Annotated in this window: 14 protein-coding genes; 5 read left to right on the top strand and 9 right to left on the bottom strand. The window is 65.7% G+C overall.

Going from position 1 to position 16,731, the window contains the following annotated elements; genetic code table 11:
* The first annotated feature begins 17 nt into the window (after window positions 1-17).
* A complete protein-coding gene (locus JQ631_RS06365) occupies window positions 18-2,387 on the top strand; it encodes a xanthine dehydrogenase family protein molybdopterin-binding subunit (RefSeq protein ID WP_212324876.1) in 2,370 nt (789 codons plus the stop codon).
* Between the two features lie 120 nt (window positions 2,388-2,507).
* Here JQ631_RS06365 and JQ631_RS06360 read toward each other — a convergent pair whose 3' ends face one another.
* Entirely contained in the window at window positions 2,508-3,308 is an 801-nt protein-coding gene (locus JQ631_RS06360) for a hypothetical protein (protein ID WP_212324874.1), read from the bottom strand.
* A 107-nt stretch (window positions 3,309-3,415) separates the two neighbouring features.
* On the opposite strand from JQ631_RS06360, the gene JQ631_RS06355 reads away from it, so the two are divergent.
* Genes JQ631_RS06355 through JQ631_RS06345 form a run of 3 tightly spaced genes read left to right on the top strand, consistent with a single transcriptional unit; the run spans window position 3,416 to window position 6,816 of the window.
* Window positions 3,416-3,919, top strand: coding sequence for a YaiI/YqxD family protein (locus tag JQ631_RS06355; protein WP_212324873.1), 504 nt, complete (start codon window positions 3,416-3,418; stop codon window positions 3,917-3,919).
* A 2-nt stretch (window positions 3,920-3,921) separates the two neighbouring features.
* Window positions 3,922-5,733, top strand: coding sequence for an ABC-F family ATP-binding cassette domain-containing protein (locus tag JQ631_RS06350; protein ID WP_212324872.1), 1,812 nt, complete (start codon window positions 3,922-3,924; stop codon window positions 5,731-5,733).
* Between the two features lie 3 nt (window positions 5,734-5,736).
* Window positions 5,737-6,816: a D-TA family PLP-dependent enzyme gene (locus tag JQ631_RS06345; protein ID WP_212324871.1), complete on the top strand. Its 1,080-nt coding sequence runs from the start codon at window positions 5,737-5,739 to the stop codon at window positions 6,814-6,816.
* Here the strand turns inward: JQ631_RS06345 and JQ631_RS06340 are convergent.
* Entirely contained in the window at window positions 6,813-7,715 is a 903-nt protein-coding gene (locus JQ631_RS06340) for a LysR family transcriptional regulator (RefSeq protein WP_212324870.1), read from the bottom strand. The genes JQ631_RS06345 and JQ631_RS06340 overlap by 4 nt on opposite strands.
* A 93-nt stretch (window positions 7,716-7,808) precedes the next feature.
* Here JQ631_RS06340 and JQ631_RS06335 point away from each other — a divergent pair, with 93 nt between their 5' ends.
* The gene (locus JQ631_RS06335) at window positions 7,809-9,026 is read left to right on the top strand and encodes an MFS transporter (protein WP_212324869.1); all 1,218 of its coding nucleotides are present in this window, start codon (window positions 7,809-7,811) and stop codon (window positions 9,024-9,026) included.
* Here the strand turns inward: JQ631_RS06335 and JQ631_RS06330 are convergent, their stop codons facing one another.
* The 7 genes from JQ631_RS06330 to JQ631_RS06305 all read right to left on the bottom strand — a co-directional run bounded on the left by JQ631_RS06330 (window position 9,027) and on the right by JQ631_RS06305 (window position 16,714).
* A complete protein-coding gene (locus JQ631_RS06330; RefSeq protein WP_283841792.1) occupies window positions 9,027-10,247 on the bottom strand; it encodes a BaiN/RdsA family NAD(P)/FAD-dependent oxidoreductase in 1,221 nt (406 codons plus the stop codon). It lies immediately after the preceding gene.
* On the bottom strand, window positions 10,244-11,161 hold the full coding sequence (locus JQ631_RS32265; protein ID WP_249160175.1) for an SDR family NAD(P)-dependent oxidoreductase: 918 nt from the start codon (window positions 11,159-11,161) through the stop codon (window positions 10,244-10,246). The genes JQ631_RS06330 and JQ631_RS32265 overlap by 4 nt, the downstream gene beginning before the upstream one ends.
* 230 nt (window positions 11,162-11,391) lie before the next feature.
* Window positions 11,392-11,871, bottom strand: coding sequence for a MaoC family dehydratase (locus tag JQ631_RS06325; RefSeq protein ID WP_212324866.1), 480 nt, complete (start codon window positions 11,869-11,871; stop codon window positions 11,392-11,394).
* 6 nt (window positions 11,872-11,877) lie between these two features.
* A complete protein-coding gene (locus tag JQ631_RS06320) occupies window positions 11,878-13,593 on the bottom strand; it encodes an AMP-binding protein (RefSeq protein WP_212324863.1) in 1,716 nt (571 codons plus the stop codon).
* Entirely contained in the window at window positions 13,593-14,483 is an 891-nt protein-coding gene (gene mmsB / locus JQ631_RS06315; protein ID WP_212324861.1) for a 3-hydroxyisobutyrate dehydrogenase, read from the bottom strand. Before mmsB ends, JQ631_RS06320 begins: the two co-directional genes overlap by 1 nt.
* A gap of 21 nt (window positions 14,484-14,504) precedes the next feature.
* Complete coding sequence (locus JQ631_RS06310; RefSeq protein ID WP_212324858.1) at window positions 14,505-15,572, bottom strand: enoyl-CoA hydratase/isomerase family protein; 1,068 nt, start codon at window positions 15,570-15,572, stop codon at window positions 14,505-14,507.
* The gene (locus tag JQ631_RS06305) at window positions 15,569-16,714 is read right to left on the bottom strand and encodes an isobutyryl-CoA dehydrogenase (protein WP_212324856.1); all 1,146 of its coding nucleotides are present in this window, start codon (window positions 16,712-16,714) and stop codon (window positions 15,569-15,571) included. The genes JQ631_RS06310 and JQ631_RS06305 overlap by 4 nt, the downstream gene beginning before the upstream one ends.
* Window positions 16,715-16,731: the final 17 nt, after the last annotated feature.

The raw sequence follows: 16,731 nt of genomic DNA, 5'->3' as shown, positions 1-16,731 counted from the left end.
CTTTTCAGGTCATTTCCATGCAAGAACACACCAAATCCTCGACGCTCGAAAACGCTATTGCACTGCAAAAATACGGCGTTGGACAGCCGGTCCGCCGCAAGGAAGACGACACGCTGGTGCGCGGCAAGGGCCGCTACACCGACGATTTCAACCTGCCCGGCCAGGCCTATGCCGTGATCGTCCGCTCGACCCATGCCCACGGCGTGATCCGCGGCATCGGCACTGACGCCGCCAAGGCGATGCCCGGCGTGCTGGGCGTATGGACCGGGACTGATCTCAATGCCGCCGGCTATGGGCCCTTCACCTGCGGTCTGCCGCTGAAGAACCGTGACGGCTCGCCCCTGCTCCAGACCAACCGCTATCCGCTCGCGACCGACAAGGTCCGCTTCGTCGGCGACCCCGTCGCCTTCGTCGTGGCCGATACACTCGCCCAGGCGCGCGACGCGGCCGAGGCCGTCGAGCTCGATATCGAGCCGCTGCCGGCGGTGACCGATCCCGAGGAAGCCGCCAAACCGGGCGCGCCGCTTCTCTACGACCACATCCCGAACAATGTCGCGCTCGACTATCACTATGGCGACATGGAGAAGGTGAACGCCGCTTTCGCCAGCGCCGCTCACGTCACCAGGGTCGACATCGAGAACACCCGCGTCGCCGTGGTTTCGATGGAGCCGCGCGTGGGTCTTGCCTCCTACGACAAGGCGACCGAACGGTACACCATCCAAATGCCGACGCAGGGCGTCGCGGGCAACCGCGCCAACCTCGCCAAGAACCTGAAAGTGCCGAACGAGAAGGTGCGCATCCTCACCGGCAATGTCGGCGGCTCCTTCGGCATGAAGAACGTCAACTACCCGGAATACATGTGCATCCTGTACGCGGCGAAGGCGCTGGGACGCCCGGTGAAGTGGCTCGACGAGCGCTCCACCAGCTTCCTCTCCGACAGCCACGGCCGCGCGCAGCGCATCCATGCCGAGCTCGCGCTCGACGCCGAGGGGCACTTCCTCGCGACGAAGCTCTCCGGGTTCGGCAATCTCGGCGCCTACATCACCGGCGTCGCGCCCGGGCCGCTCTCGCTCAACACCGGCAAGAACTTCTCGAGCGTCTACCGCACGCCGCTGATGGGCGTCGACATCAAGACCGTGCTGACCAATACCACGTTGATGGGCGCCTATCGCGGCGCCGGCCGGCCCGAAGCCAATTACTACATGGAACGGCTGATCGACCGCGCCGCCGATGAGATGGGCATCAACCGCCTGACGATGCGCAAGCGCAACTTCATCAAGCAGAACCAGATGCCGTTCGCGGCCTCCTCCGGCGTCACCTATGACAGCGGCGACTTCCAGGCGGTGTTCAGCAAGGCGCTCGACATCTCCGACCACGAGAACTTTGCCAAGCGCAAGAAGGACAGCAAGAAGGCCGGCAAGCTGCGCGGCATTGCGGTCGGCTCCTATCTCGAGGTCACCGCGCCGCCGAGCCCCGAACTCGGCAAGATCGTGTTCGACCCCGATGGCAGCGTGCAACTCATCACCGGCACGCTCGATTACGGCCAGGGGCACGCGTCCGCCTTCGCGCAGGTGCTCTGCGCCCAGCTCGGAGTGCCGTTCGACAGCGTGAAGCTTGTGCAGGGCGACAGCGACATCGTCCATACCGGCAACGGCACCGGCGGCTCGCGCTCCATCACCGCGAGCGGTCAAGCCATCGTCGGAGCCTCGAAGCTCGTGATCGAAAAAGGCAAGCGCGCCGCCGCCCACATGCTGGAAGCATCCGAGGCCGATATCGAGTTCGCCGATGGCAGCTTCACCATCGCCGGCACCGACCGCAGTATCGATATCATGGAGCTCGCCAGGAAGCTGCATGACGGCAAGACGCCGGAGGGCGTGCCTGACAGCCTCGACGTCGACCACACCAGCGATCCCGTGCCGTCGGCCTTCCCGAACGGCTGCCATGTCGCCGAGGTCGAGGTCGACCCCGACACCGGCGTGGTGCAGATCGTGCGCTACAGCGCGGTGAACGACTTCGGCACCGTGATCAACCCGATGCTGGTTGCCGGCCAGCTCCATGGCGGCGTCGTCCAGGGCATCGGCCAGGCGCTGATGGAGCACGTCCGCTACGACGAGAGCGGCCAGCCGATCACGGGCTCGCTGATGGACTATGCCCTGCCGCGCGCGGAGGACGTGCCCAACATGACGGTCGGTGACCACCCGGTGCCGGCCACCACGAATCCGCTCGGCAGCAAGGGCTGCGGCGAAGCCGGCTGTGCCGGCAGCCTGTCGACGGTGGTGAACGCGGTGCTCGATGCGCTGTCGGACTACGGCATCAAGCACCTCGACATGCCGCTGACGCCCGAGCGGGTGTGGCGTGCCATTCAGGATGCCAAGGGGACGGCGTAAGGGCGCCGGCGGTTTCCGTCGTCATGGCCGGGCTTGTCCCGGCCAGCCACGCAGCACGAAGAACGAGGATGCCCGGGACAAGCCCGGGCATGACGATGTAGCGATTGCGTGCCTTTCCCGCTAAGCCGCCGCCTGCTCCCGCGGCTGATAGATCGCGGTGTGCTGACAGTGCGCCAGCGGCGTTGTGCCGTTGGCGACGACGAGCGCGTCGAACTCGACGAAGCGGTGGCCCTTCTTCTCGTAATTCGCGGTGACTTTCGCACGCGCGGCGATCTCGTCGCCAGCGCGCGCGGCTGACAGCAGCTGCATCCGACTGCCGACGTGGATCCACGGGCCCAGAATGGTGTTGTCGACCAGCACGCGGTTCATGACGCGCTGGATCAGGCCGGGATGGCCGAGGCCCTCGCGCGCAAAGATCGGATCCCCCTCCCTGATGTCGGCGAGATAGCCGGTCGCGTCCTGACCGGCCCAGCGGCGCGGCGTCGTGCCGAGCCATTTGCCGACCTCGAAGATCGCGGAGCTGACCGGCTTGCGCTCGGCGACCGCGGAGACTTCGGCGTAGTCAGCCAATGACACCGCCGGAGCAGCCGGGGGCAGCGAGGCCGTGCCCGTGGCACAGAGTTCGGTCCGGCTGAACACCTCGATGGTGAGCAAGCCGTTGTGCTCGGTCGCATCGACATCCGCGGTCTCGCCGTCATAGACCGGCTTGATGAAACGCGCCTCGACCAGCCCGCGCGACAGGAAGTCACGGCCCCAGCGCGCGACCGGCACGTGCATCATGTAGGCGAAGACATCGACGCCCGGGACCAGCCCGCCGGAAAAGCCGAAACGGCGCGCCACCGTGTCGTCGTGCATCTTGTTTTCGGACTGTTTGGCGGTGTTGTAGGCTTCGACACGGTAGGTTTCGAGCCGGTTCGGCATGGCGGCGTCTTCCCTGCATTCTTGTTGCTTCAGGGGTGATCGTAGGCCTCGGGGAACACCGGTCAATCCCCTCGCCTTTGCGGCCCGAATGGGGTACCACGCGGCGAATGACCGACACCCCCACCCGCATCTATGTCGACGCCGACGCCTGTCCGGTGAAGGACGAGATTTATCGCGTGGCGCTCCGCCACGGCGCCCCCGTAAGCGTCGTCGCCGGCAACTTCATTCGCGTGCCGCAGGACCCGCTGATCGAGAGGATCGCGGCCGGCGCCGGCATGGATGCCGCCGACGACTGGATCGTGGAACGCGTCAAGCCCGGCGACGTCGTCGTGACCTCCGACATTCCGCTGGCGAGCCGCTGCATCAAAGCCGGCGCCGACGTGATCGCGCCGAACGGCAAACCGTTCACGGAGGAATCGATCGGCATGACGCTGGCGGTGCGCAATCTCATGACCGATCTGCGCTCGGCCGGCGAAGTCACCGGCGGACCGCGATCGTTCTCGCCGCGCGACCGCTCTGCCTTCCTTTCGGCGCTCGACCAGACGCTGCGCCGGATCCAGCGCCGCCGCGCTGACCACGCCGCCACGAGCCAGAATTTGGGCCAGGGCTGATCATGGCGCCGCCGCTGATCCAACTCAAGGACATCAAGCTCACTTTCGGCGGAACGCCGCTGCTGAGTGGTGTCGAGCTGAATGTCGCGCCATCTGAGCGCGTCTGCCTGATCGGCCGCAACGGCTCCGGCAAGTCGACGCTGCTGAAGATCGCCGCTGGCCTCGTCGAGGCCGACGGCGGCACGCGCTTCGTGCAACCCGGCGCCACCGTGCGCTATCTGCCGCAGGAGCCCGACTTCGGCGAGCACAAAACCCTGCTCGCCTATGTCGAAGCCGGGCTCGCACCGGGTGACGATCCGTACCAGGCACGCTATCTGGTCGAACAGCTCGGCCTGACCGGCAACGAGAACCCCGCCAACGTCTCCGGCGGCGAGGTCCGCCGCGCGGCGCTCGCACGGGTGCTGGCGCCCTCGCCCGACATCTTGCTGCTGGACGAGCCGACCAACCATCTCGATCTCTCCACGATCGAGTGGCTGGAACAGGAGCTCGACTCCCGGCGCAGCGCGCTTGTCATCATCAGCCACGACCGCCGCTTCCTCACCAATCTCTCGCGCTCGACCGCCTGGCTCGACCGCGGCAAGATCAAGCAGATCGACCGCGGCTTTGCCTCGTTCGAAACCTGGCGCGACGAGGTGCTGGCGGAGGAAGAGCGCGACCAGCACAAGCTCGACCGCAAGATCGTCGACGAGGAGCACTGGCTGCGCCACGGCGTCTCGGGCCGGCGCAAGCGCAACGTCAAGCGCCTCGCCAATCTGCACACGCTACGCGACCAGCGCCGCAACTATCGCGGCACGGCCGGCACCACCAGTCTGGCCGCGTCCGAAGCGGAGCAATCCGGCAAGCTGGTGATCGAGGCGAAGGGCATCACCAAGGCCTATGGCGAGCGCACGATCGTCGAGAATTTTTCCACCCGCATCCAGCGCGGCGACCGGCTCGGCATCATCGGGCCGAATGGTGCCGGCAAGACCACGCTGGTCAACCTGCTCACCGGCGGCGCCGAGCCTGACACGGGCACCCTGCGGCTTGGGGCCAATCTGGAGACGGCCACGCTCGACCAGCACCGCGAAAGCCTCGATCCCAAATCGACGCTGGCCGAAGCGCTCACCGGCGGTCGCGGCGATCAGATCATGGTCGGCGGCAAGCCGAAGCATGTCGTCGGCTACATGAAGGACTTTCTGTTCGCGCAGGAGCAGCGCGGCACGCCGGTGGAGGTGCTCTCCGGCGGCGAGCGCGGCCGGCTGATGCTGGCGCGCGCGCTGGCCAAGCCGTCAAACCTGCTCGTGCTGGACGAGCCGACCAACGATCTCGACCTCGAGACCCTCGACGTACTCGAGGAGATGCTCGGCGACTACGAGGGCACGGTCATCCTGATCAGCCACGACCGCGATTTCCTCGACCGCGTCGTGACGTCGGTGATCGCGCCTGAAGGCAACGGCAAGTGGATCGAATATGCCGGCGGCTACAGCGACATGCTGGCGCAGCGTGGCGCGGATTTGAAGCGCGAGACCACGAAGCCGCAACCGGCGGCGGAGAAGAAAGGGGAGCGCGCCGCTGCGCCCACCTCCGCATCCAGGCGGAAGCTGAGCTTCCACGAGAAGCACGCGCTGGAGACACTGCCGAAGAAGATGGAAACGTTGCAGGCAGATATTGCAAAACTGCAGCGCGTGATGGACGATCCCAATCTCTACACCAAGGATCGCAAGAAATTCGACGATACGTCGGCAGCGATCGCCAAGGCGCACGAAGAACTGTCGGCGTCCGAAGAACGCTGGCTCGAACTTGAAATGCTTCGCGAAGAAATAGAGCAGGCTTAACCCATGACCACTTCCCTCGCCGCCAAGATCGCCCGCGAATACGGCACGCCCTGCGCCGTCATCGACATGGACAAGGTCGAACGCAATATCGCACGCATCCAGAAAGCCTGCGACGATGCCGGAATCGCCAACCGGCCGCATATCAAGACGCACAAGAATCCGACCATTGCAAAGATGCAGGTCGCGGCCGGCGCCAAGGGCATTACCTGCCAGAAGATCGGCGAGGCCGAGATCATGGCCAACGCCGGCATCGACGACATCCTGATCAGCTACAATCTGCTGGGCGAGGAGAAGATGGCGCGTCTCGGCGCGCTGAATGCCAGGACCAACATGACGGTCGCCGCCGACAATTCGACCGTCGTCGCGGGCCTGCCGAAGGCCGCCGCGGCCTCGGGCCGTCCGCTCTCGGTCGTGGTCGAATGCGACACGGGCCGCAAGCGCGCGGGCGTCGAAACGCCGGCGGAAGCGATTGCCCTGGCGCGCGAGATCGCGGCGTCCAAGGGGCTGCAATTTGCCGGCTTCATGCTCTACCCGACCGAGACCGGCTGGGGCGATGCGCAGAAGTTTTTCGACGAGGCGCTGGCCGGCGTGCGCGCGCACGGGCTCGAGGCCAGGATCGTCTCGACCGGGGGCACGCCGAACCTCGTCAACATCGGCAAGCTCAAGGGCGGCACCGAACATCGCTTCGGCACCTATATCTACAACGACCGCATGCAGGTCGCGGCCGGCTCCGCCACTTGGGACGATTGCGCGCTGCATATCTATTCGACGGTGGTGAGCCGCGCCGCGCCCGAACGCGGCATTCTGGACGCAGGTTCGAAGACACTGACGTCAGATACCGGCGGGCTCGAGGGCCACGGCCTGATCCTCGAGCACCCCGAAGCCAAGATCGCGAAATTCGCCGAGGAACACGGCTTCCTCGATCTCTCCCGCAGCAACACGCGGCCGAATGTCGGCGACGTCGTGCGCATCGTGCCGAACCACGTCTGCGTCGTCGTCAACATGATGGACGAGGTGGTGATGGTTCGCGGCGACGAGATCATCGGCACGCTGCCGGTGGCGGCGCGCGGGAAGCTGCGCTAGGCGCGCATGAGGGCCTGAAGCTCCCGATCGAGGCCCTCGCGGAACAAATTGATCGGTCGGGCCAATCGCCCGGCCGGCGGACGATGCACCAGCCACGCGCGCACGGCGGGATCAAAGTCCCGCGCAGCGACCGGCTTGAGCTTGTTGCGAAACGCGCTGCGCTTCAGCGCGAGCGGCGTCACCAACCCAACGCCGAGGCCGCGTGCCACCAACGACAGGCGAAGCTCGCTGTCGAGCGCCTCCACGGCGACGGTGAACGGCAGATGCTCGGCATCGAAGCGGCGCTTGAGCGTGTCGCGAAATCCGCAGCCGTCCTGGTTGATCACCCATGAGAGCTGCGACAGGCGCTCGAGGTCCACGGTGCGCGGAATCTTCGTCTCGCGCGCGACGACGAACACCACCGGCTGCGACCCGAGATCGTCGGCGATGAGGTCAGCCGGCGGCACGGCTCCGTCGGGCAGGCAGATCGCCGCCGCATCCAGCTCGTTGCGGCTGACCCGCTCGACCTGATTGGGTGACCAGCCGGACACGACGCGCACGCTCAGTGCCGGAAATTCGGCCCGCACTGCATCGAGGGGCCCGCTGAGCCCGGCTTCGGAGAGAAACGGCGTGAGTCCGAGCCTGAACTCGCCGCGCACCAGACCGTCATTGGCGACGCCGGCCTTGAGATCATCCAGCATGCGCAGCAGGCGCCGGCCCTGCTCATAAGCTTCATGACCCGCAGCGGTGGGCTTCAGCGGTTTCGACATGCGGTCCAGCAACTGCGCGCCCAGCATCTCCTCGAGATTCTGGATGCGCCGAGTCACGCCGGGTTGAGTCAGATTGAGGCGCGTCGAGGCCGCGACGATCGATCCGGTCTCGACCACGGCAACGAAGGCGACGAGGTCATGGGTATTCATAACTAACTCGCATATTCTTTATAGGCTTAATTGAATTGTAGCATATTAGCCACCTCGCTTAAAGGGGACCTTGCCCCTTAACCGCGAGGTCACATGACCATCTCCGAAACCGCCAGGCTCGCATCGCGCAGGCAACTTGCCGAGCGACCGCTGATCTGGCTCGGCGCCATCACCACCGGCGTCGTCGTCACCAACCTGTTCGCGCCGCAGATTCTCGTTGGGCTGATCGGCCGGTCGCTGGCCATGACCACCTGGCAGGCCGGCCTCGTCAGCACGCTGACGCTGCTCGGCTATGCGCTCGGCCTGCTGTTGTTGGTGCCGCTGGTCGATCTCATCGAGAACCGACGCCTGATCCTGCGCACGCTCGGCTGCGCCATTCTCGCGGCGCTGGCAACGGCACTGGCGCCGACGCCTTCGCTGCTGCTGCTCGCCACCTTCATCCTCGGCGCGTCCTGCGCGGCGATACAGATGATGGTTCCGCTCGTCGCCTCGATGGTGGCGCCCGAGCGTCGCGGCCAGGCGATCGGCGAGGTCATGGGCGGATTGATGATCGGCATCCTGTTGTCGCGGCCGGCGGCGAGCCTGATCGCCGATCTCTGGAGCTGGCGCGCCTATTATTTCGCCTCAGCCATCCTGATGACCCTCCTCGCCGGAGCGCTCGGCCGCTATCTGCCGTCGCTGCAGCCAACGGCCCGCGTCGGCTATGTCGACTTGCTCCGCTCGTTTCCGAAACTTCTGCGGGACGAACCGGTGCTGCGCGTGCGGGCCTGGACGGCGTCGCTAGTCATGGCGTCTTTCACCGCGTTCTGGTCCGCGGTCGCGTTGCGCCTGCCGGAGGCACCGTTCACGCTGGACGCCAAGGGAATTGCGACCTTCGCGCTGATCGGCGTCGCGGGCGCCGCAGCGACACCACTCGCCGGCCGCTGGGGTGACAAGGGTTGGGCCCGGCCGCTGTTCTTCGCAGCTCATCTCTGCATCGTCGGCTCGCTCGCGCTCTGCGCCCTCGCCGGTGCGATGGAGTCCCGCGTCGCAGGCTTGCTGGTGTTGAGCCTCGGCACGATCCTGCTCGATATCGGCATCACCGCCGACCAGACGCTCGGGCGACGCGCCGTCAATCTGCTACGGCCGGAGGCGCGTGGCCGCATCAACGGGTTGTTCGTTGCACTGTTCTTTATCGGCGGCGGCGTCGGCTCCGCAGCGGCTTCGCTGGCCTGGAGCTATGGCGGCTGGACCGCGGTCTGTGTGGTCGCGGCGAGCTTTGGCGTACTCGGTCTCGCAACTGACCTCATGACCAGGACGGGCACGTCATGATCAGCGCGACGCAATCCATCGCAACGCACCCCTGCCCGCTGCCGCCCCCGTCGCGAAAGACGCCTGCAGCAGATAGCCGCCGGTCGGCGCCTCCCAGTCGAGCATCTCACCGGCCGCGAACACGCCGGGCAATTTGCGCAGCATGAAGTTTTCGTCGAGCTCGTCGAAGGCGATCCCGCCCGCAGTCGAGATGGCGCGGTCGATCGAGGCCACGCCGGTGAGCTGGACCGGAATTGCATTCACGAGCTGCGCCAGCTCGGCCGGTGAGAGCGTTGCCAGCGGCCGGCCGGATACGATGGCCGCTTCCTGCATCAAGCCGATGCCGACCGGTGACAATTGCGCTGCCTTGCGCAGGAAGTTCGCCAGCGATTGCTTGCCGCGCGTTCCTGACAGGCGCGCGGTCAGCGCCTCGGTCGTGAGATCGGGCCGCAATGCAATCGTCAGCGTCGCCTGCCCGATACTTAGGACCGCCTCGCGCAGCTCCGCCGACAGAACGTAGATCGCGCCGCCCTCGATGCCACTGCGGGTCACCATCGCTTCGCCACGCACCGCGTGCGCGCCGACCGTCAGCGCCACCCCCTTGAGCGGCTGGCCCTCGAAGCGATCGCGAAACGCGTCGGACCAAGCGACGGTGAAACCGGAATTCGCCGGCCGCAACTTCGAGATGGCAACGCCTTTCGCAGAGAGGACATCGGCCCAGCCGCCGTCGGACCCCAGCCGCGGCCAGCTCGCGCCGCCGAGCGCCAGCACCGTCGCGCCGGCCGCCAAGGCGACCGTGCCGCGGGACGTCTGGAGCTGCAGCCGTCCCTCACCGTCCCAGCCGGTCCAGCGATGACGAAAGGCAAAGCGCACGCCGGAGACATCGAGGCGCCGCAGCCAGGCGCGCAGCAAGGGCGAAGCCTTGAATGCTTTTGGAAAGACCCGTCCACTGGTGCCAACGAAGGTCGGCTCGCCCAGCGCTTCGCTCCAGCTGCGCAAGCCGTCAGGCGAGAAGGCGCCGATTGCGGCTTGCAGTTTCGGCGCGGCCTCGCGGTAGCGCGCCATGAATTGCGGCAGCGGCTCGCTGTGGGTGAGATTGAGCCCGCCGCGGCCGGCCATCAGGAATTTTCGGCCCGCCGAAGGCATCGCGTCGTAGACGGTGACGCGGGCACCGCCCGACGCGAGCACCTCCGCCGCCATCAGCCCGGCGGGACCGGCACCGATGACGGCGACGTCAGTCAGAGCTTGATCCCCGCCCGTGCTGCGGCCTGCGCCACGTACTTCTGCGTCTGCTCGAACGCGCCGGCGAGCGCCTTGGCGTTCGACATGTCGCTGATCTCGGCGAAATGCGCGGCGACCGCGTCCGGGGTCCATTCGGATTCCGGCAGGTTGATGCCTTCGCTCTCAAGAATCTTGATCACGGCAAAGGAACCGGCGCCGGCGCCCATGATGGTGCGGGTCGGTGCGTCCTCGCTCAGCATATACTCGACCGCAGGCGTGATCGCGTTCGGCTTCATCAACTGCAGCGCCTGCGGCGGCAGGAGCTCTTCGGTCATGCGGGTCGCCGCGGTCGGCGAGATGATGTTGACGCGGATGTTGTTCTTGCGGCCTTCCTCGGCCAGCACGTTCATCAGGCCGACCATGCCTGATTTCGCCGCGCCGTAGTTGGCCTGGCCGAAATTGCCGTAGAGGCCGGAAGACGAGGTCGTCAGCACGATACGACCGTAGTTGCGGTCGCGCATGCCGGCCCAGGCCGCCTTGCAGCAATAGAAGGTGCCGACGAGATGCACGTCGAGCACTTTCTGGAAATCGGCGGCTTCCATCTTGCCGAACGACTTGTCGCGCAAAATGCCGGCATTGGCGCACATGATGTCCACGCTGCCCCATTCCCTGGTGGCGCGTTCAACCATGGCGGTGACCTGCTCGAAATTCGAGACGTCGGCGCCATCGGCCATTGCCGTGCCACCGGCTTTGCGGATCTCCTCGACTACGGCTTCCGCCGGTGACAGCGAAGCGCCGGTGCCGTCACGCGCGCCACCGAAATCGTTGACCACGACTTTCGCGCCGCGGCTCGCAAGGCCCAGCGCATGCGCCTTGCCGAGACCATTGCCCGCGCCGGTGACGATGGCGACACGTCCGTCGAACCTGATTGGCATGAGTGTGCTTCCTGCTTCTTCTTCCTTCTCCCCTTGTGGGAGAAGGTGGCGCGAAGCGCCGGATGAGGGGTTATGTCTGCTAGCGAATCCGCGGAGAGAGACCCCTCACCCGGCTTCGCGTTCCGCGAAGCCACCCTCTCCCACAGGGGGAGAGGGTGAACCTGCGAAAATTCGTCAGCTTTTGAGCAGCGATGCATGGCCGGGTCAAGTCCGGCGCCAGCGGCCCCGCTTCAGGCGAAGTAGGTCAGGCCGAGCCACTCCGCGACCAGCGCGGGCTTATCCTCGCCTTCGATCTCCACGGTGACGTTGGTGCGGGTCTGAAATTCGTTGGGCTTGCGCAGCCTGGCTTCCGCCAGCACGAAGCGGCCACGGACGCGCTTGCCCGAACGTACAGGAGAAATGAAGCGCAGCTTGTCGAAACCGTAGTTCACACCCATCGTGGCGCCCGCAACTGCCGGCATAACCTCGTAAGACATCACCGACAGCAGCGACATCGTCAGGAAACCGTGCGCGATGGTGGTACCGAAATCGGTCTCCTTCTTCGCCCTTTCAGGGTCGACATGGATGAACTGGTGGTCTTCGATCACGTCGGCATAGGCATCGATGCGGGGCTGATCGACCAGGTGCCAGGACGACACGCCGATCTCCTTACCGACCAGAGCCTGATAGGCCTCGCGCGTGATCGGCGGCTTCTTCCAGATTTCGTTCATATCGCGTCAGGTCTCACTTCTTGTTTTCGGCAGCTCCGGAAAATCCTCCTCACGGAATTCCCGGCCGCGCAGCGGATCGTCGCGATCATTGTCGCGTTCGAGCCGTCGTAGCTGCACGCGGCGGATTTTGCCAGAGATCGTCTTTGGCAACTCGGTGACGATTTCGAGGCGCCGAATGCGCTTGAACGGCGCAAGCCGCGTGTGCAGGTGCTTGAAGATCGAGAGCGCGGCTTCCGGTGAACGCTCCGCGCCCGACGTCAGCAGCACGAACGCCTTGGGGATCGCGAGCCTGATCGGATCCGGGCTCGGCACCACAGCGGCTTCCGCAACGAGCTCGTGCTCGAGCAGCACGCTCTCCAGCTCGAACGGGCTGATGCGATAGTCGGAGGATTTGAAAACGTCGTCGGAGCGGCCGACGAAGGTGAGATAACCATCCTCGTCTTCGAATACGACGTCGCCGCTACGATAGATCTCGCCTTCGGCACCGGAGAGCTTGCCATCGTCGCCCTGATAGCCCTGCATCAGACCGGCGGGACGATCAGCGCCCAGCAACAGCGCCACCTCGCCCTCCTTGGCCGGATGGCCATCGGCATCGCTGACCTGCACGCGATAACCCGGCAGCGGCCGGCCCATCGAGCCCACCTTGATCTTCTGGCCCGGCGAGTTGCCGGCAAGCGCGGTGGTTTCAGTCTGGCCGTAGCCGTCGCGGATGGTGAGGCCCCAGGCCGTCTGCACCTGGTCGATCACCTCAGGATTGAGCGGCTCACCGGCGCCGCAGACCTCACGCAAACTCATCTTGAACGATGCAAGATTCTCCTGGATGAACAACCGCCACACGGTGGGGGGCGCGCACAGCGTGGTGACGCCGCAGCGGCCGATGATGGCGAGCAGGCCCTTGGCATCGAAGCGCGGCTGATTGACCACGAACACAGTTGCGCCCGCATTCCACGGTGCAAAGAAGCAGCTCCAGGCATGCTTGGCCCAGCCGGGCGACGAAATGTTGAGATGGATGTCGCCGGGCTTGAGACCGATCCAGTACATGGTCGAGAGATGGCCGACCGGATAGCTGCGCTGGCTGTGCCGCACGAGCTTCGGCTTCGCCGTCGTGCCCGAAGTAAAATAGAGCAGCATCGGATCGTCGGCGTTGGTGGGGCCGTCTGGCGTAAAACTGTCCGACGCCTTCGCTGCCTCTTCATAAGCGAGCCAGCCATCGGACGCCTCGCCCACAGCGATACGTGCGATACCCTCGACGCCAAGGCTCGCAAACTTCGCGACCTGATCCTGCGCGGCCACCACCGCCTTCGCCCGGCCGCGATCAAGCCGGTCGCGCAGCTCTTCGGCCGTCAGCAGCGTGGTCGCGGGGATCACGACGACACCGAGCTTGATTGCCGCCAGCATCGTCTCCCACAACGGAACGACATTGCCGAGCAGCAGCAGAAGATGATCGCCGCGCTTCAGGCCCTGCGCGCGCAGGAAGTTGGCGACCTGGTTGGAGCGCTTCGAAAGCGTCGCAAAGGACAACTTCGTCTGCTTGTCTTGCGCAGCATCGACAATCCAGAGCGCGGGCCGGTCCTTGGCCTCCGCATCCTTCGCGAGCGCGTCGAACCAGTCGAGCGCCCAGTTGAAGGGAACAGGATCCGGCCAGCGAAAATCCCTGACCGCTGTCTCGTAATCCGTGCGGTTGTGCAGCAGAAACGCGCGCGCTTCCTGAAATGTCGTCATCAAGCTTTCCCGGCTAGCCCCCTAACGTGCTTGATAATTCCGGAAAAATCCACCCCGCCCTGCCCGGCTGCGTCGAAAGACTGATAGATCTCCTGCGCATGCTTGCCGAGCGGGGTCGCCGCGCCCGCGGCCTTCGCCGCATCCTGCGCCAGGGTCAGGTCCTTCACCATCAGCGCCGAGGCAAAGCCCGGCTTGTAGTCGTTGTTCGCCGGCGAGGTCGGCACCGGGCCCGGAACCGGGCAATAGGTCGTCAGCGACCAGCACTGGCCCGACGAGGTCGAGGCGACGTCGAACAGCGCCTGGTGCGAAAGGCCGAGCTTCTCGCCGAGCGCGAAGGCTTCGCTGACCGCGATCATGGAAATGCCGAGGATCATGTTGTTGCAGATCTTCGCCGCCTGCCCCGCACCGGCGCCGCCGCAATGGACGATCTTCTTGCCCATCTTCTCCAGCACCGGTTTGGCCGCCGCGAACGCGTTCTCCTCGCCGCCGCACATGAAGGTCAGCGTCGCGCCCTTGGCGCCGCCGGTGCCGCCGGAGACCGGCGCATCGACCGAAAGCACGCCGCTCCTGCTGGCCAGCGCATGCGCCTGCCGCGCGCTCTCGACGTCGATGGTGGAGCTGTCGATGATCAGAGCGCCCTTGGTCATGGCGGGCACGACCTCGTTCCACACGCCGAGCACATGCTTGCCGGCCGGGAGCATCGTGACGACGACATCGGCGCCCTTCACCGCAGCCACGGCGCTGTCGGCAATGCCGGCGCCATCGGCCTTGGCCTGATTGCGGGAGGCTTCGACGAGGTCGAACGCCACCACCTTGTGGCCGGCCTTGACGAGGTTAGCCGCCATCGGCCCGCCCATGTTGCCGAGACCGATGAATGCGATCGTGGCCATCTTCGTTTCCTCCGCCATTTGTTAGTTGAACTTCAACTCGTCAGCGCCGATCTCGGCGAGATACGGCGCAAGCATTTGCGGCGTCACATCCTCGATCCGGGGCGGCGACCAGCTCGGATTGCGATCCTTGTCGATCACGGCCGCGCGCACGCCCTCGCGGAAATCGTCGCTGCGAAACACTTCGCAGGCAGCCCGATATTCGCGCACCAGACATTCTTCCAGGCTCGACGCAGTTCGCGCGAGCCGCAACAGCTTCAACGTCACCACCATGCCGCGCGGTGATTTTTCGTTGAGCGTCTTCAGCGTCGCCAGCGCGAATTCGGAGCCATCGCGCTTCAGTGCCGCGAAAATGTCTTCCATGCGGTCGAAGCCGAACAGGGCATCGATGGTTGGTTCCCTCGCCGCTACCGGACCTGCGGCATCGCCGGTCGCAAACCCATTGATGAGCTTGCTCACCTCTGCCGCCGTTACGCCCTGACGAGCCTTGGTCAGCGCCTCGCGCAGCCCCGGCCACTTTGCAGCCGGCACCACGGCATCCGCGAACTTGGCATGGATCGCATCCGGCCCGTTCATGGTCTGGCCGGTCAGGCCGAAATAGGTGCCGATCTCGCCCGGCGAGCGCGACAGCAGCCAGGTGCCCCCGACGTCAGGGAAGAAGCCGAGCCCGACCTCGGGCATCGCCAGCTTGGTGCGATCGGTGACGACACGATGGCTTGCATGGCCGGACAGCCCGACACCGCCGCCCATCACCAGCCCGTCCATGAACGCGACGTAGGGCTTCGGGTATTTCGCGATCCGCGCATTCATGACGTATTCCTGGCGCCAGAACCGCGCGCCTAGATCGCCGCCTTCGCGCGAACTCTCCCACAGGCCGCGGATGTCGCCGCCGGCGCAGAGACCGCGTTCGCCGGCGCCTTCCAGGATGATTACCGCGACTTCAGGATCGGTCTCGAAACGGTCGAGTGCCGCGTCGATGCCCTCGGACATCTCCAGCGTCATGGCGTTGATCGCCTTGGGCCGGTTGAGCCGGATCACGCCCGCCGCGCCCTCGCGGCGAACGATCAGATCGTCCTCTTCCACCGAACTCATCGCGCGCCCTCGATCAGTTTGCGCGCCACGATGAGCCGCATGATTTCATTGGTACCCTCGAGAATTTGGTGCACACGCAGATCGCGCACGATCTTCTCGATGCCGTATTCGCTGAGGTAGCCGTAGCCGCCGTGAAGCTGCAACGCGTGGTTGGCGACCTCGAAGCCGACATCCGTGCCGAAGCGCTTTGCCATCGCGCACAGCATGGTGGCGTCAGGATCCTTCCGGTCGAGCGCCGCCGCGGCGCGCCACAGGAAGGTGCGCGCGGCTTCCAGCTCGATCGCCATGTCGGCGAGACGGAACTGCAGGGCCTGGAATTCGTCGAGGCGCTTTCCAAAGGCCTTGCGCTCCTTCATGTAGGCGCGCGCCTTGTCGAGCGCAGTTTGGGCACCACCAAGAGAACATGCCGTGATATTGAGCCGGCCGCCGTCGAGACCGGCCATCGCGATCTTGAAGCCGACACCCTCTTCGCCCAGCCTGTTGGCAACAGGCACGCGGGCGTTCTCGAACATCACGGCGCGGGTCGGCTGCGCATTCCAGCCCATCTTGCGCTCATTGGCGCCGAAGGAGACGCCCGGCGCCTTGCCGTCGATGACGAAAGTCGAGATGCCGCCGGGACCGTCGCCGCCGGTGCGCACCATCGCGACCAGCAGATCGGTGCCGCCTGCGCCGGAGATGAACTGCTTCTGGCCGTTGAGGACGTAATGATCGCCGTCGAGCACCGCGCGGGTGCGCAATGCTGCCGCGTCGGAGCCTGCGCCCGGCTCCGTCAGGCAGTAGCTCGCGATCAGCTCCATCGAACAGAGTTTCGGCAACCATTTGTTGCGCTGGGTGTCGTTGCCGAAGGCATCGATCATCCAGCTCGCCATGTTGTGGATTGAGATGAAGGCCGACGTCGTCGGGCAGCCCGTCGCCAGCGCCTCGAAAATCAGCGCCGCGTCGAACCGCGTCATGGCAGAGCCGCCGACATCCTCGCGGATGTAGATGCCGCCCATGCCGAGCGTTGCGGCCTCGCGCATCACGTCGACGGGAAAATGCTTCTCCTCGTCCCAGCGTAGCGCGTGCGGCGCGATCTTCTCCGCCGCAAACGCCAATGCCATGTCGCGAACCGCGACCTGATCCTCGTTCAGAGCGAACTGCATCGCGCCTCGCCCCTGGA

The sequence above is a fragment of the Bradyrhizobium manausense genome, from assembly GCF_018131105.1.
GTDB classification, from domain to species: Bacteria; Pseudomonadota; Alphaproteobacteria; order Rhizobiales; family Xanthobacteraceae; genus Bradyrhizobium; species Bradyrhizobium manausense_B.
Note: the sequence above shows the minus strand (reverse complement) of the source record. Positions and strands in the feature narration are given on the sequence as shown.